Here is a 16,021-nt window from a genome sequence, read left to right as displayed (position 1 = left end):
AATGAAGAACGTCTTGAAGGTTAAAAGCATTTCTTGGAGTGCTTATACGTCCCGGAATGCTAATATAGGACAAAATTTAAACATTAACCAAAAAAATACCGCATTATAAAAATATTTAATATGTGCTTATAATTAATAAATATACAAGGAAAATCTAAATGTACGATTTTTAGATACATAAACTGTCGCATCAATTAACATTTCACTTCATTCCCTTTGTAAAATACCTTCCATTACAACTAATCCTACCTTTTTAACCATCGTTACTTTACTATTTGAATATCATGTATACTTGTTTAACACGATATGCTACTATTTTTATAATAAAAATTTTTAGAAAAATGGGTGTTTTTGTGAAACTACAAAATAAAATTCTCATTGCATTTTTATTTTTCATATTAGTTCCAATATTCATTTTAGGCTTCGTTTCGTATCATGTTACATCTTCAACGTTAAAGAATAAAGTAGGAGATGAAACGTTGTATACACTCGAAGCAATAGATTTAAATTTACAGATGGTCATGTCTGAGGTTAATACTCTATCAGATTACATAATTTCTTCGAGGGAAGTTCAAGACTTTATTAAATATAATGATGAACAGTCATTGCTCGATTTTTATAACAAAGGCCAAGCTATTGCAGGACTTCTTTATGGTCAATCTAAACTTGATGATTTAGTTCTCTATAGTGCTGCTGGACAAGTTTATAGCTTTAAAAAAACGCAAATACCATCATATGGGCATTTTCTAGAATCAGAGTTTTACAGTATGATGATCGAAGAAGAAGGACGTCCTGTTTGGATATCTACTGTTGAAAGTGATAAGTTTGTAAACAGTTCACAACCTATTTTTTCACAAGGACGTGTCATTAAGGATATTAATACTCTTCGTGATATTGGTTATCTCATACTTGATGTGAAGCTAGACCGTTTCGATGCTGTTTTTAAGAGACTTCAGCATCCAAATTCACAGGAAATGATCGTAAATGGAAAAGGTGAGATTGTATATAACCGAAATCATCAATTGATCGGTGAAACGGTTGTTCTCCCAGAAAAAATAATGTTTAAACAAACAGGTTTTTTCGTTGATGATTGGGAACAAGAGAAAAGTTTAATTACATTTATCCCCGTAACTTTTAATGAGTTTGAGTCCTCTAATTTTTTTCTCGTTTCGGTTAAGCCATGGAGTTTTATAACGAATGAGACAAAGTTTATTCGGCAAGTGACCATCTTTTTAGTTATTTTTGTTACAGTGTTTGCTGTTTGTTTTAAACAGTTATTCTTAAATGGAATTATTTATTTTATTACTGAATTTCAATCTAAAATGAAACAAGTTGAAAATGGACAATTAACAACAAGGATGAAAGCGTTTTCCGTAGGGGAGTTAAATCATTTAGCAAAAGGTTTTAATCGAATGGTTGAGGAAATATCGACTTTAATAAAGCGAGTTAATAATGAACAAGAACGAAAAAGAAAAGCTGAATTTAAAGTGCTACAAAATCAAATTAATCCCCATTTTTTATATAATACATTAGAATCTATTAATTCTATGGCAGTGTTACATGGCTGCAGAGATATTAGTAAAATGACAATTAATCTTGGAAAGCTACTTCGGATTAGTATAAATACTGATGACAAAGTAACGGTCAGTGATGAAATACGTCATGTGATTAGTTATATGGAAATTCAAAAGGTTCGTTTTGATGAACGGTTTAGGTTTGAAATTGAGATTGATAAACAGCTAGAACATTATTTTATATTGAAACTCGTTCTACAGCCAATAGTTGAAAATATTCTAATTCATGCTTTTCATCGTAACAAAACTGATGGTGTAATAAAGATACGGGGTGGCATCTCGAGTAACAAAGGTTTCTTCTTTATTGAAGATAATGGGGTGGGAATAACAAATGAAGTTCTGACAACCTTAAATGAATATAATCGAGGGAGCAAGACCTCAAAACAGAACATTGGTTGTGGAGTGATGAATGTTCAAGAACGTTTGAAACTTTATTATGGTGAACGTTACGGGATTATGATTTGTTCGGAGGAGAACAGAGGAACAACGATGAAGCTTACATTTCCGCTAAGTGAGGGTGAACGAGATGACATATAAAGTGGTACTAGTTGACGATGAATCGCTTATTCTAAAAAGTTTAAGCAAGATTATTGAATGGGAAGCTTTTAATTGTCAGGTTGTAGGAACGGCTAATGATGGACAAGATGCGTATTCTCTTATTCAAGATATTCAGCCAGAAATTGTGATAACCGATATTTGTATGCCGGAAATGACTGGTCTTGAATTACTGAAAAAGGTACAAACGCTTCAGGTAAGGCCAGAAGTTATTCTCTTAAGTGGATACAATGAATTTAAGTATGCTAGAGAAGGGTTACAAAATAATGCCTTTGATTATATTTTGAAGCCAATTGATCATGAAGAGTTAGAAAAATGTTTACAAAGAGCCATTGTTAAATTTGAAGATGTTAAGAGAAAAGAACATGAATATCGAAAACATCTGATCTATGAATCTCTTACAATAGGGAGGGACAAGACTAGCTTTGTAAATGATGATCATCATTATGTTATTGTAGCGTTAGAATTAAATAAAGCTTCCGCAAGTGATGAACAACAGTTGAGGGATAGGGTGAATAAAGCAAGAGAAGACCATTACTCAGAAGTATTTTTCTATAAGTTTGAGAGTTCTCGATATGTCATTGTTTATACTCATTCCAAAGAGAATATTGATTTTACCACTACGGTTAAATCCTCTATGAAAAAGTTAAGTGAGCAGATAAAGGCACATATGAAAATAGCAGTAGGAAAAGATGTTATTGGGATGAATGACCTCGCTGTCTCATTTCAAACGACATATAAATTATTAGAATCTGCATCGTTTTTAAAAATGAACTTGATTTCAGAAGATGATATTAAAAATGAGTATCGCTCGAAATATTCTCCTGATGCAGCGATTATAAAAGCAAAAACATTCTTGCAGGAAAACTTTACAAAGGAGATTGGTATTGAATCTGTTTCTGAAGTAGTCGATTTAAGTGTTAGTTATTTTAGCGTTCTATTTAAGCAAAAAACAGGAGTGACCTTTTTGGAATATTTAACAAACTTAAGAATGGAACATGCGTGTGTACTTTTAAAAACAACTGACTTAAAAACTTATGAGATTGCTAATATGGTAGGGTACAGTGACCAACGATACTTTAGTCAGGTGTTTAAAAAGCGTATGCATGTTACACCAAGTCAATATCGCATAAGTAAATGATTTTGCATGGTAAAAAGGCATATAAAATTTTAAGTTGGAAAGCAAACTAGTTTTAGCACGTACGAGATTGGTCACTTCAGGTGAAGTTACGGGCATTTACTTAGTATTCACTTTCAGACGAGCAAACGAAGTAACACACGAGGAACTACTTGTGATTAAGTTGTCTGCGCTTTTCTAATGATAAGGGAGGCTCGAAATGAAAACTAAAAACATGATTTATTTTTTGCTTGTTATTTTGAGTGCTTGTTCTGCAAAGGAAGAAGTCCTTTTAGAAGCTGAAAAAAAGCAAATTGAATTTTTTCAGGCAAAACCAGAAACAGTTGAATTTTTTAATGAAATGATTAAAGAATTTGAAATGCAGTACCCCGATATTGATATTCAACAAGTGAATGTTCCAGATGGCATGGCCGTTTTAAAGACACGTATTGCACGTGGCGATGTTCCGGATATTTTTATAAACTACCCGATTGAGCAAGATTATCTAGTACGTGCCCAAAAGGGGTATCTTTTAGATATTACAAATGAAGATTTTATACGTTATGTAGAGCCCGATATTCAAGAACGCTATTTAATCGATGGTCGAATGTATGGGGTAGCGTTGTCACAAAATGCGGTTGGAGTGATTTATAACACGGATATATTTACGGAGTTAGATCTTGAAATTCCAAAAACATGGGATGAATTTCTACAAACATTAGAAAAGTTAAAGGTAGTAGGTAGGCAGCCAATTCTATTAGGTAATAAAGAACTTCAAAGCATTAGCGTATTTAATTTAAATTTTATTGCCAATCAATTTGATGTTGATTATTGGGAGCAGTTGAATAAAGGTAAAATTAAAATCAAGAATGATCAAAAGTGGATAGACCTTTCCGAAAAAATGTTACAAGTGTTAGAGTTTGCTCAGCCCAACTCATTTAACGATGACTCCGATGCGGTCATTCAGGCATTTGTTAATGGGGAGGGTGCCATGTTTATTGAGGGAGTCTGGATGCTTCCAAAAATTGAAAAATTAAATCCACAAATAAATTATGGGATTTTTCCATTTCCAGTTATGAATGATTCTGACCAGAATAAAGTACTTGGCGGTGTTGATGGGGGTTTTTCAATTTCAGCGGATACGAAATATCCTGATGAAGCAAAAAGATTTTTAGAGTTTCTTCTAAAAAAAGAAAATGCGCAACGTTTTTCTGATTATGAAGGGAATATTAGTGCTGTAAAAGGTGTGATTATGAACAAAAAAGAAGTAAGGCATTTAGCAGCTCATGTTTTAATAGGGAAAACTGTAAATTGGCCAAACCACTACTGGGTAGGAGGCACAGCTGCTGAAGATGACTTCAGAAGAATTTCACAACAATTCTTTTTAGATCGTGATATTTATAGCTATCTTGAAAGTTTGGAGAAAATGTTTGAGAAATATAGACAGATGAATTAGAAGTAATAAATAATGTTTTTTCATTAAAATCCTCCATCATTAATTAACAGTTTTCGGAGAGAAAATAACAACTAGCAATAGAAATAGCGTCCAATTCACATAGGATATGGTACGCTATTTTTTTGTTGTTATATCAATGTTTGGTTTAGCTTTATACTAAAATTAGCAAAGGATTTAGCAGATCGTTTAGACAAGACACATAGATTTATGTTCCTCTTTTATTTCATATGCTAAAAGCGTTGCTAATTATTCGGAAGCTAAAATAGAACAAGAAATTAATGGGGTGTTTAAGAATATTGCTGTTTAATGACTTTACTATTTTCTTTAATTGTATCTACCATCACCTCTATTTGGATTAAAAAGCGGTGTTTATCGGACAAGAGAGCCGTTATTTGTGAACAAAAGAGTATTTTAAAAGGGGTAGCGGACATCAGGTTCGTTATTTACTTAATTTAGCACCAAATATAGCAGATTTTCATGAAATAACGTACCTCATGTCCGATAGCTCTAATTATTTGATCAAATCGGTAAAATAAGGTCCACTGTGTCCGTTAGCAGAGCATTAGTGCAATAAGAAAAGAAAACAGGATAAAAACGCACAGATCTGTGCGTTTTGTATGCTAATTACAATGTTAACTTCTATGGAATTTGAATGCGAAATTATCCGTTATTTAGTTTGTGAATTCACTTTTTCTCTCCCAAAACTGAACGGTCTAATCATTAATGGGGGATTTTAATTTTTGGAAAAAGGGTTATTGAAAGTATTGATGCACGGTACTTTCTAAAGAAAAAAGATTCTATCTAAATAATAAAAATTTAAACATAAATCAAAGATATACCACATTATGAAAGCGCTTTAATTAAATTATAATAAACTTGTAAAGAAGTTGAAACAAAAGAGGAGGGAACGGTCAAATACGGAAATGAAAAAAGTTCTTTAAAAAAAATACTACATGAGGAGGGTCAATGAAAATATGAAAAAAGTGGCATATTTAGTCTTAGGATTAGGTTTAATATTTTCATTAATAGGTTGTGGTTCAAATCAGGCTTCAAAAGGGTCAAATGACAAAATTGTCATTTGGACACAAGCATCAGCAGATCACCCAGAAGGTAGAATGTTTGCTGAACGGATAGAGCGCTATAATGAGGAAAATCCAGACAAGCTTCAAGTAGAGATTGAAAACATTACAAGAGCTGGAGCGGGTTCAGGTTATATTGATAAGTTAAATGCAGCAATTACATCTAGAAATGTACCTGACATTTTTACCCTTGATGGACCGGATGTGGCAGCCTACGTTGATGCAGGAATCTTAGGTGAATTGGATAGTTATATGACACCAGGATTTAAAGAGGGCTTCACTGAAGCGATGATCGATCAAGGAACGATTGATGGTACATTTTATGCGATGGGTTACCAAGATTCTGGTGTAGCAGTGATGTACAATGAAGACATGATTAATGCTTTACCAGATGACGTAAAAGCGATGGTGCCAGCTGTTGATGAAGACTGGACATGGGATCAATTCTTAACTCTAGCTCGAAAAATAGATGATTTTGCCAAAGAAACTGACGATCCAGCTTTTGAGAATTATGAAATTGCCGTTAGTCTATTGTTAACAGATATTCCTGCAGGTGCGTATGAATTGGGAACATACTATTTCACACCTTTACTTTGGGGGAATGACACAAACATTATTGCTGAAGATGGCCTAACAGTAGATGGTGTGTTGAATAGTGAAAAAAGTGTGGAAGCTTTAACGAAATATGCACAATTGTTTGAAGAAACACCACTTGCGAATGCATCTGAATCAGAAAAAACATTTCATACAGGTAAATCAGCCTTATCTGTAAGTGGTTTCTGGTATATCAGTGACCTTGTCAATAATTATCCGAGCCTTAAATTTAAAACTGTTCGTTATCCAAAAATGAGTGAAAATTTTGATGGTTTATATACGCCATCTGGAAGTTGGGCATTTGTTAGAAGTGGTCAAGTGGAAGATGAAGAACGTATTAAGCAGACGATAGAGGTTATGGAGTGGCTTAATAATGACGAAGCCCATAAAGAATATTTCCATGCAAATGGTGCTATTCCAGGGAGAATTAATTCTATTGAGGTAATTGATACGAATACTGAAAATGAATACCATAATGAGGCATGGACGGTATTGAAGTACCAAGTACAAAATACAAATAAGTCTCGTCCGGTATCACCAGGATATCCATATTTATCTGAAACATTTGCAAGAGATGTCATTTTAAGGATTGCTCAAAATAAAGCAACAGATCCTGAGACTATTAAAGGTTACTTAGATGATGCAGTTAACAAAATTGATAGAGAATTTGAGAAGTACCGTAAATAGTCTATAGACGTTAAAAGAGGTGAGACCTTTGTCTCACCTCTTATGCAAAGGATAAAGGATGTGAAACAGTGGGAAATCTAAATCTTAAACGATATGTCAAAGTGAGAAATCTAAATGAATACTCTAAAAGACGAAATGATACTTTATCAGCATTTGGATTTTTAACTCCTGCGATGGTATTGGCGATTCTCTTTATTGTATTACCGATTATATTAGCATTTACGTATGGATTTACCGATTATTATTTATTAAAGCCAAATGATAAACAATTTAATGGGCTGGACAACTTTAGACGAATGTTGTCGGATGAAGTGTTAATCAAAAGTTTTTATAACACGTTTAAATTTGTTTTGTTTGTTGTACCACTTCAACTTTCAATGGCTCTCGGATTAGCTATGATTGTTAATAAAAGAATTAGAGGAAATAGTTTTTTTAGAACCGCTTATTTTGCACCAGCTGTTTTATCTTTAGTTGTTATTTCTATCCTATGGACAGTAATGTTAAATCCTACTTCTGGATTGATCAATCAAATACTTTCCAATATTGGTCTACCGAAACAACCATTTCTTACAAGTTCTGAGCAAGCGATGTATACAATTGTAGCCATTTCAGCTTGGTCTGGTTGTGGATATCAAATGATGATTTTTTTAGCAGGTTTAAAAAACATTGATTCTAGTTTATATGAAGCAGCAGACATTGATGGTGCAAACGTCATGCATAAATTTTTGTATATTACACTGCCTTCGTTAAAACCGATCATGATGTTCCTTGTCATTACAACTACAATTCAAGCATTTAAACTAATTGTGCAACCAATGGTTATGACAGGTGGGGGACCAGATTATTCAACTATGACAATTTTACAATATATTTACGAATACGGATTCCGTCACAGAAATATTGGCTATGCAAGTGCGATTACCTTAATGTTTACAATTTTCTTAGTTATTGTGTCTATTGTAATTAAAAAGTTATTTAGAGAGGAGCGGGCAGCATGAAGATCGTAAAGAAAACATTATTTTATCTATTGGCCATTATGCTAGCGCTACAATTCCTTGTTCCTCTCGTTTGGATGATTCTATCCTCATTTAAAATAGATGAGGTCATCTACAAGGATGTAGGTACAATCTTTGCAGTGATTCCTAGATTTTCTGATTTATCACTTAAATCCTATTTCGAATTGTTAGGCTACTACAATATCTTTGGAAATTTGTTAAATAGTTTAATCTATGCTTCTATTACAGTTGTATTCGGGTTAACTATTAACTCATTAGCTGGATATGCTCTTGCAAGATTTATTTTTCCATTTAAAGACGCCATTTTAATTTTTATTATTGCCCTCATGATTGTCCCAATCGAGGCAACTATTCTTCCTTTATTTTTAGTTGTGAATGAAATGGGAATGATTAATACGGTTCCAGGTTATTTACTTCCGTTTTTTATTAACGTGATGAACATCTTTTTATTTAGGCAGCACTTTCTATCATTTCCAGGTGAATTGATCGAATCAGGAAAAATGGATGGATTAGGTGAGGTTGGATGTTTCTTTCGAATCGTCGTTCCTGCAAGTTTAAATATGTACATCACAGTGGGAATTTTAACATTCTTAGCTTCTTGGAATGATTTCTTATGGCCGGTTATGGCGCTTTCGAATGCACAATTAATGCCAATTCAAGTTGCTTTAAATGCGATCTTTAGCGATACGTATAATATTTTTACAAGTCATATTATGGCTGCATTAACGATTGTCACGATTCCGATTGTTGTTCTGTTTATTATCTTCCAAAAATACATTGTTGATGGTTCGATGCGAAGCGGCATCAAATAGAGAGGAGTATTATGAATAAATTAGAAAAAGCAAATGAATATATTAAAAAGAATAAAGAAAAGGTTACAAATCGACCATATTTTCATTTTACCCCTGAAGTTGGTTGGATGAATGACCCGAATGGATTTACTTTTTATCAAGGGGAATATCATCTGTTTTATCAGTATTATCCTTATGATGTTGTTTGGAACGACATGCACTGGGGTCATGCCACAACGAATAATTTTATTCATTGGAATTATCAGCCTGTCGCAATGGCAAATGATAAAATATATGATGCTAATGGCTGCTTTTCTGGAAGTGCTATTGAAAAGGACGGAAAGTTATACTTAATGTATACTGGTCACATTGACCCTAATCTGGGTTTTGATCGCGATGAAACACAAATTATTGAACAGCAATGTGTTGCGTTCTCTGAAGATGGAATTGAATTTGAAAAGTATCTAAATAACCCTGTTATTGGTGATAAAGAATTACCTGAAGGATATATGATTTGTGATTTTAGAGATCCCAAAGTGATTGAAGTAAACGGTGTTTATTATTGTGTGTTGGCGGTAAGAAACGAACAGAGACGTGGCGAAATTATCATGTTCAAGTCAAACAATCTACTAGATTGGACCTTTCATTCTTCTATTTACCAAACACACTTAGAAGAAAATACCCTTTTAGAGTGCCCAGATTTATTTCGTATCGATGATAAAGATGTGTTAATCTTTTCTGTCATGCCTTGTGATCCTGAATTTAAAGAAGAAGTGATCCAAAATACGATCTATGTGATCGGGGAAATGGATTATGAAAAAGGAATCTTTCATGCTGAAAATAGGGGCCTTCTCGATTACGGTTATACTTTTTATGCGCCACAGTCAACCGAAGGAAAAAACGGAGAAAGGCTGTTGATAGGGTGGATGCACCGTTGGCATCAAACAACACCGCCAAAGGAATATGGATTTAATGGAATGATGTCATTGCCAAGGCAATTAAGTATAGAAGGTGAAAAACTAATCCAACAGCCTTTCATTGATAAAGAGAAGTATTTCAAGCCTTCGATTAAAGAAGAAAGAGTTCAATTAGGGGGAGAAGAAACATTCGAAATTAAAAATAAGGATGTTGGGTATTTGCATATTAGTGTACCTACTTCCAATACGAAACGCTTTAGTGTTGAACTTAATAAAAATGAAGCGAAGTCTACTTGTATAGAAGTAGATGTAGAGAACAATAGAATATCATTTTCATCTGATTATGGTAGTAAGGACCGCATCAACATTAGTGATTTCAGCAATGAAAAAGAAGACATGACGTTAGAATTCCTCATGGATCTTCATTCCATTGAGTTATTTATTAACTCTGGAGAAAAGGTAGTGAGCTTTACTTCGTATGATCAGGATAAAGGGAAAAATATTTCTATTCATGGAAGAGAACAGGTGGAATTGAAACAAATTATTTATGGGGAATTTCGTTCTGGATGATTTAGATGGTTATGAACATAGGAAATTAGATAGTTTATAAACGTCTAATTTCCTTTATTTTACATACGTAGGAGGATTACTTATGAAAAAAGGAGTTATTACTTTAGGAGAAGCATTAATAGATTTTGTACCTTTAGATAACCAAAACATTACATATCAGAAATGTCCCGGTGGTGCGCCGGCAAATGTAGCTGTTGGATTAGCGAGGCTTAATGTAAAATCTTATTTTCTAGGTAAAGTGGGAAATGATGTTCTTGGACGTTTTTTAAAGGAAACACTAACAACTTACCAAGTGGATACATCATATATGTCTTTAACAGACGAAGCACGTACGGGAATCGTTTTTGTCACACTAGCCCAAAAAGGTGAACGAAGCTTTGAGTTTTTTATTAACCCTAGTGCAGATACTTTATTATCGGAAAGTGACATTAAGGAAAAGATCTTTAAAGAAAGCAAAATTCTTCACTTTGGATCTATTTCTTTAATAAGCAAGACTTCCGATGCTGCTACAAAAAAAGCAGTAGAATTAGCAAAGAAAAATAACATGATTGTATCGTATGACCCTAATTTGCGTCTGTCACTCTGGGAGAGTGAAGAACATGCAAAAGAGACGATTATATCAATGTTACCTCATACGGATATATTGAAAATCTCCGAGGAGGAACTAATGTTTATTACAGGAGAAAACGATTTTGATGAAAGTTTATCTGTTTTAAACCATTTTAATATTCCTATAACGGTGGTTACATTAGGTGAAAACGGATGCTATGTCATTTTAAAAGGTGAAAAAATTCACATCCCAGCAATTAAAGTAAATGCCGTCGATACTACTGGAGCTGGTGATGCTTTTGTTTCTGGATTGCTTTACGGAATAGAAAAATATGAAGGTGCCATTTCTGATCTCACATTAGAAGAGTTAAAGCAAATGGCGGAATTCGCAAGTATATCTGGAGGTCTTGCAGCTTCAGAAAAAGGAGCAATGACTGCACTACCGAAGATTGATAAAATTGAGAAGTATATAGAATTAAAAAGGTAAGGGTAATTATACTTTTACTTTAGCTTTTGTTGCCCCACTTTGAGTGGGGTTTTTAAATAGGAGCACCGGAAAGCCTTTAGTAGCAGAAGTGAAAGGTAACCGAATTATGATTAGCCAATTAATCAAATGAACATGGGAAACCTTTGATATATCATTTATCTAATTTTATAATAGGACATAGTTGTGTCGTATATATTTCTATGATTATTCTCTACTTACATTAATTAAAAAGGAGAACGAATGAACTTTAAAAAACGTTTTTATTTGGCTTTTGTTGGCTTTATATTACTTCCACTAATTGGTTTAGGGTGGATGTCTTATGAAGTATCTTCGAGAATTTTAAAAGACCAAATTGGTCAGCATATGTTAGATACACAGGATGCAATTAATTTGAATATAAGTTCTATTATAGGTGAAGTTAATTTATTTACCGATTATGTTATTACTTCAGAAACAGTCCAAAACTATCTTATGAGACAAGAATGGCGGTTTACCTCTGAGAAAGTGATGATGGAAAATTCAATTACGAGACTGTTGTTTAGTTATCCATTTACGTACGATTTCTTGTTATTTAATAGTGATGGTGATCAATTATATTTTATAAAACCTATGAATGTACCTTTTCATATTTTAGAGGCAGAAAAAAGTTTTCAAGAAGTAAAAGGGAGAAAAGGCGCACCATATTGGATTGGTCCTATGAAAAATCAAGAGTTAGTAGGAGAAGGGCATTCTTTATTTACGATTGGACGGAGCATATTAAACCCAAATACACTTGAAACAATAGGTTATTTGTTTTTACATGTAAAGCCCGAGATGCTTAATAAGACCAATCGCATAGCGCAAAATAGTGAAAGTGAATGGCTTATCTTAGATGAGCAAGGATCGATTATATACAGTGTAGGGAATGAACTTACTTCAGAGGATTTATCCATGTACAAAAAGGGAGATGATGGTGAAGTAGGTGGTTCAACGATGCATCAACGAGCTGATGGTAAGGAGTTCTTATTAACATATTCTCCAACTATTAATGATTGGACGCTTGTTTCTATTAAAAGTTGGGAAAGTGTAAATGCACAAATCGAACCAATTCGTAAGTTTACGTTTATTCTTGTCTTAGTACTTTTACTTCTTTTTACAATTTTTCATCGAACATTTTCACAAAAGTTGCTTAACTTTGTTACCATTTTAAAAGGGAAAATGGATCAAACTACAGAAGAAAATTTAAAAGTTCAAATGCCAGATTTTAAAGAGCCCGAGTTTCAAACATTGTCTAAAGGCTTTAATGATATGGTTAAAAAGTTGAAGGTGATGATTGAACTTGTTGAAGAAAAACAAAAACAAAAACAGCAAGCTGAGTTTAAAGTTTTACAACATCAGATTAATCCGCACTTTCTCTATAATACGCTAGAATCAGTAAATGCCTTAGCCAGTTTAAATAAGACTGATGAGGTTCAAAGGATGGTTACTAACTTAGGTAAATTGCTACGGATAAGTTTAAAGGGGCCATATGAAATTACTTTTAACGAAGAGTTACGCCATGTAACAAGTTATTTAGAAATTCAGAAAATTAGACACAGTCACCGGTTTACTTATGAAAATCGTATCGATGAGGACGTAAAGAAATTAAGAATTCTTAAGTTAATTTTACAACCTCTTGTTGAAAATTGTATTGAGCATGGGATTAATCATGAAGCCTTTAACTTGATTTCCATTCGTGCTCATAGACAAAAGGATAGACTAATTGTCGATGTTGAAGACAATGGACCTGGTTTCTCGAATGAAAGCCTAATGAATTTAAGAAATAAAACTGCTTCTACCAATAATCATGGACATGGTGTACTAAATGTACACGAACGTTTAAATCTTTATTATGGAATTGGTAGTGGCCTTATGATATGTAGCTCTGAAAGTGGTACAATCATTCGCATTAATATACCTATTCGGAGTGAAGGGTGATGAATAGATGTATAAAGTGATTTTAGTTGATGATGAGAAATTAATTGTTGAGAGCTTAAAAAATACGGTGTTATGGGAAGCGATGAATTGTCAGGTTGTTGCAACCGCAAATAATGGTCGTCAAGCAATTGAAGTATATGAGAAATATAACCCAGATATTGTGATAACGGATATAAAGATGCCTGATATGAATGGAATTGACTTTCTTGAAGCGATTTTTCCAAAAAGAAAGTCGGACAAAGTAATTGTTTTAAGTGGGTTTGACGAATTTGAGTTTGCTCGTGATGCACTTCAATACAAAGCATTTCAATATTTATTAAAGCCAGTCGATCGTGAGGAACTCTATCAAGTTATTGAGAAGGCAATTAAAGAAATTGGGAAAGAAAAAGTAATTATTCACTCTACAGATAAACAGAAAATTTTTGATTTACTCATTCATAAAACAGATCAGCCAGAGCAACTGGATCATTTTAGATATCGTGAATATAGTGTCATGGTTGTTCAAACAATTGCTACTGATCTAATAGAGCAGCTCTTAGAGGATATCCAAACCGAAGATAAGTTGCTGTATGTGTATCACCCAAGTAAAGGACAAGTTGTGATCGCTTTTGGAACAAATGAAAAAGTGATGGTGGATATGGAGTTTATCGCTAATAAGATTCGAAATAATATATCTGAAGCGGTTATATTAATTGGTTCTGAAACAAGGGACCTGAAAAATCTAAATATATCTTATGAATTTGCTTTAAAGCTAGGTGCGATTAGGCAGTTTGTTGAAAAGAATATTATCACGGAAGAGGACTATCAAGCTTATCAAGAATTAACGAATGATAGTGCTGAAGTTTTAAAGGCAGCAAAAGAGTATATCGAAACTAACTATCAAAGAAATGTAACGAACGAAAGTGTTGCAAAACATTTTGGCTTTAGTTCGAGTTACTTTAGTACATTATTTAAAAAGCATCATGGAATAACATTCATTGACCATATAACAAATGTAAGGATTAAGCATGCGTGTAGTTTACTTAAAGATACGAAAAAGCCAACGTATGCGATAGCAAGTCTTGTTGGATATGAGGATCAACGCTATTTTAGCCAAGTTTTTAAGAGGAAAATGGGTGTAACGCCTAGTACCTATCGAAAAAATGTAAGTGAATAGTTAAATGAATTTAGCGGTTTAATAAATACTGCGTTTCATTGTTGAAAAAATTGATTTACTACGAGCTCACTATGAGATAATCACTCATAATGAGCTTTTTCGTGTTGGGAAATACTGGTTTTATTAAATCTTCTAGAAAACGCTTTCGAAAAAAATCAAACATTTGTCGAAAGAACACCTCATTCTGTAAACGTTTTCTTAGGTGTATTATGTAATCAAAGGGGGAAGGAAAATGAAAAAATCAATAATCTTATCAGCTTTATTATCAATGGCACTTCTTGTAGGGTGTGGAAATTCGGAACCGAATGGAAGCGCTTCAGATGACGGTGGTGTAACGACCATTGAATTTTTTCAAGTGAAATCAGAGGCAGTTCAAACATTTAACCATTTGATTGAGAAATTCGAAGAAGAAAATCCAACTATTAAAGTTGAGCAAAATACTGTACCAGATGGAATGACGGTGTTAAAAACACGCTTTTCAACAAATGACATCCCGGATGTTTTTATCACGTATCCAATTGAAGCAGATTATGTGTTACGTGCAAACAATGACTACTTGCTAGATGTGACGGATGAGCCATTTATTAAAAAGTTAAATGAGGATATCCAAAATCGCTATATTGAAAATGACAGAATGTATGGAGTAGCTCTGTCATTAAATGCGAACGGTGTTCTATACAATAAGGAGATTTTTGCAGAGCATGGAGTAGAGGTACCACAGACATGGGATGAACTTCTAGAGGTAATGGAGACTTTACAAGCATCAGGAGAGACTCCAGTAATCATGGGAAGTCAAGAACCTTGGACGAGTTCAGTTTTTAACTTAAATCTTATTGCCCAACAGTTTGGTCCTGAGTATTGGGAAAGTATGAATGCTGGAAATGAAACGATTGTAGGAGATGCACGTTGGGAAGCGGCAGCACAAAAAATGTTAGATGTTCTTGGGTTTGCCCAACGTGACTATATGGGAACAGATTATGCTCAAGCTAACTCAGCATTTGCAAATGGTGAAGGTGCAATGTATGTCATGGGTGCATGGGTAGTACCAGCACTTCGCGATATGAATCCTAACTTCGATGAGGAATTTGGTTACTTCCCATTCCCTCAAACGAATAATCCAGATGAAAATGTTACAATTTCGGGTGTTGATGTAGGTCTATCAATTTCTGCGGATACTAAGCATCCTGATGAAGCATTGAAATTTGTTGAGTTCCTTATTGATGAAGCACAAACTTTTGCTGACCTTGATGGATCATTTAGCGCAGTAGAAGGCGTTGAAATTAAAGATCCTGTTTTACAAGGATTATTGCCAAATATTGAAGCTGGAAAAGTAGCCAATTGGCCTAACCATTACTGGGCTGGTGGAACAGCTGCAGAAGCTGATTACCAAAGTCATTCACAAAACTTCTTTAGTCACCAAAACATTGAGCAGTATTTACAAGATTTAGAAATGATGTTCGCTAGTTATCGTCAATAAAATGCCTGAGAGGGTGGCTTTTATACTAGTCACCCTCATT

The 16,021-nt window shown here is 33.8% G+C and carries 11 protein-coding genes; all 11 read left to right on the top strand.

Features of this window, described 5'->3' with window-relative positions:
• The first annotated feature begins 353 nt into the window (after positions 1 to 353).
• The 11 genes from BKP45_RS00415 to BKP45_RS00365 all read left to right on the top strand — a co-directional run bounded on the left by BKP45_RS00415 (position 354) and on the right by BKP45_RS00365 (position 15,981).
• The gene (locus tag BKP45_RS00415; RefSeq protein ID WP_071387902.1) at positions 354 to 2,111 is read left to right on the top strand and encodes a sensor histidine kinase; all 1,758 of its coding nucleotides are present in this window, start codon (positions 354 to 356) and stop codon (positions 2,109 to 2,111) included.
• Complete coding sequence (locus BKP45_RS00410; RefSeq protein WP_071387901.1) at positions 2,101 to 3,270, top strand: response regulator transcription factor; 1,170 nt, start codon at positions 2,101 to 2,103, stop codon at positions 3,268 to 3,270. Before BKP45_RS00415 ends, BKP45_RS00410 begins: the two co-directional genes overlap by 11 nt.
• Before the next feature lie 196 nt (positions 3,271 to 3,466).
• On the top strand, positions 3,467 to 4,702 hold the full coding sequence (locus tag BKP45_RS00405; RefSeq protein ID WP_071387900.1) for an ABC transporter substrate-binding protein: 1,236 nt from the start codon (positions 3,467 to 3,469) through the stop codon (positions 4,700 to 4,702).
• Between the two features lie 974 nt (positions 4,703 to 5,676).
• Entirely contained in the window at positions 5,677 to 7,062 is a 1,386-nt protein-coding gene (locus BKP45_RS00400) for an ABC transporter substrate-binding protein (protein WP_071387899.1), read from the top strand.
• A 68-nt stretch (positions 7,063 to 7,130) separates the two neighbouring features.
• Complete coding sequence (locus BKP45_RS00395) at positions 7,131 to 8,060, top strand: carbohydrate ABC transporter permease (RefSeq protein WP_071308045.1); 930 nt, start codon at positions 7,131 to 7,133, stop codon at positions 8,058 to 8,060.
• The gene (locus tag BKP45_RS00390; protein WP_071387898.1) at positions 8,057 to 8,890 is read left to right on the top strand and encodes a carbohydrate ABC transporter permease; all 834 of its coding nucleotides are present in this window, start codon (positions 8,057 to 8,059) and stop codon (positions 8,888 to 8,890) included. The genes BKP45_RS00395 and BKP45_RS00390 overlap by 4 nt, the downstream gene beginning before the upstream one ends.
• 11 nt (positions 8,891 to 8,901) lie before the next feature.
• Positions 8,902 to 10,356, top strand: coding sequence for a glycoside hydrolase family 32 protein (locus tag BKP45_RS00385; RefSeq protein WP_071387897.1), 1,455 nt, complete (start codon positions 8,902 to 8,904; stop codon positions 10,354 to 10,356).
• 82 nt (positions 10,357 to 10,438) lie between these two features.
• Positions 10,439 to 11,392: an aminoimidazole riboside kinase gene (locus BKP45_RS00380; protein ID WP_071387896.1), complete on the top strand. Its 954-nt coding sequence runs from the start codon at positions 10,439 to 10,441 to the stop codon at positions 11,390 to 11,392.
• Between the two features lie 240 nt (positions 11,393 to 11,632).
• Positions 11,633 to 13,348: a cache domain-containing sensor histidine kinase gene (locus tag BKP45_RS00375; protein WP_071387895.1), complete on the top strand. Its 1,716-nt coding sequence runs from the start codon at positions 11,633 to 11,635 to the stop codon at positions 13,346 to 13,348.
• 7 nt (positions 13,349 to 13,355) lie between these two features.
• Positions 13,356 to 14,504 (top strand): response regulator transcription factor, encoded by a 1,149-nt coding sequence (locus tag BKP45_RS00370; protein WP_071387894.1) that lies wholly within the window; start codon positions 13,356 to 13,358, stop codon positions 14,502 to 14,504.
• Positions 14,505 to 14,736: 232 nt separating this feature from the next.
• The gene (locus BKP45_RS00365; protein WP_071387893.1) at positions 14,737 to 15,981 is read left to right on the top strand and encodes an ABC transporter substrate-binding protein; all 1,245 of its coding nucleotides are present in this window, start codon (positions 14,737 to 14,739) and stop codon (positions 15,979 to 15,981) included.
• Positions 15,982 to 16,021: the final 40 nt, after the last annotated feature.

It is taken from the genome of Anaerobacillus alkalidiazotrophicus (assembly GCF_001866055.1).
The sequence above is the reverse complement of the archived record's forward strand: the minus strand, read 5'-3'. Positions and strand labels throughout refer to the sequence as shown.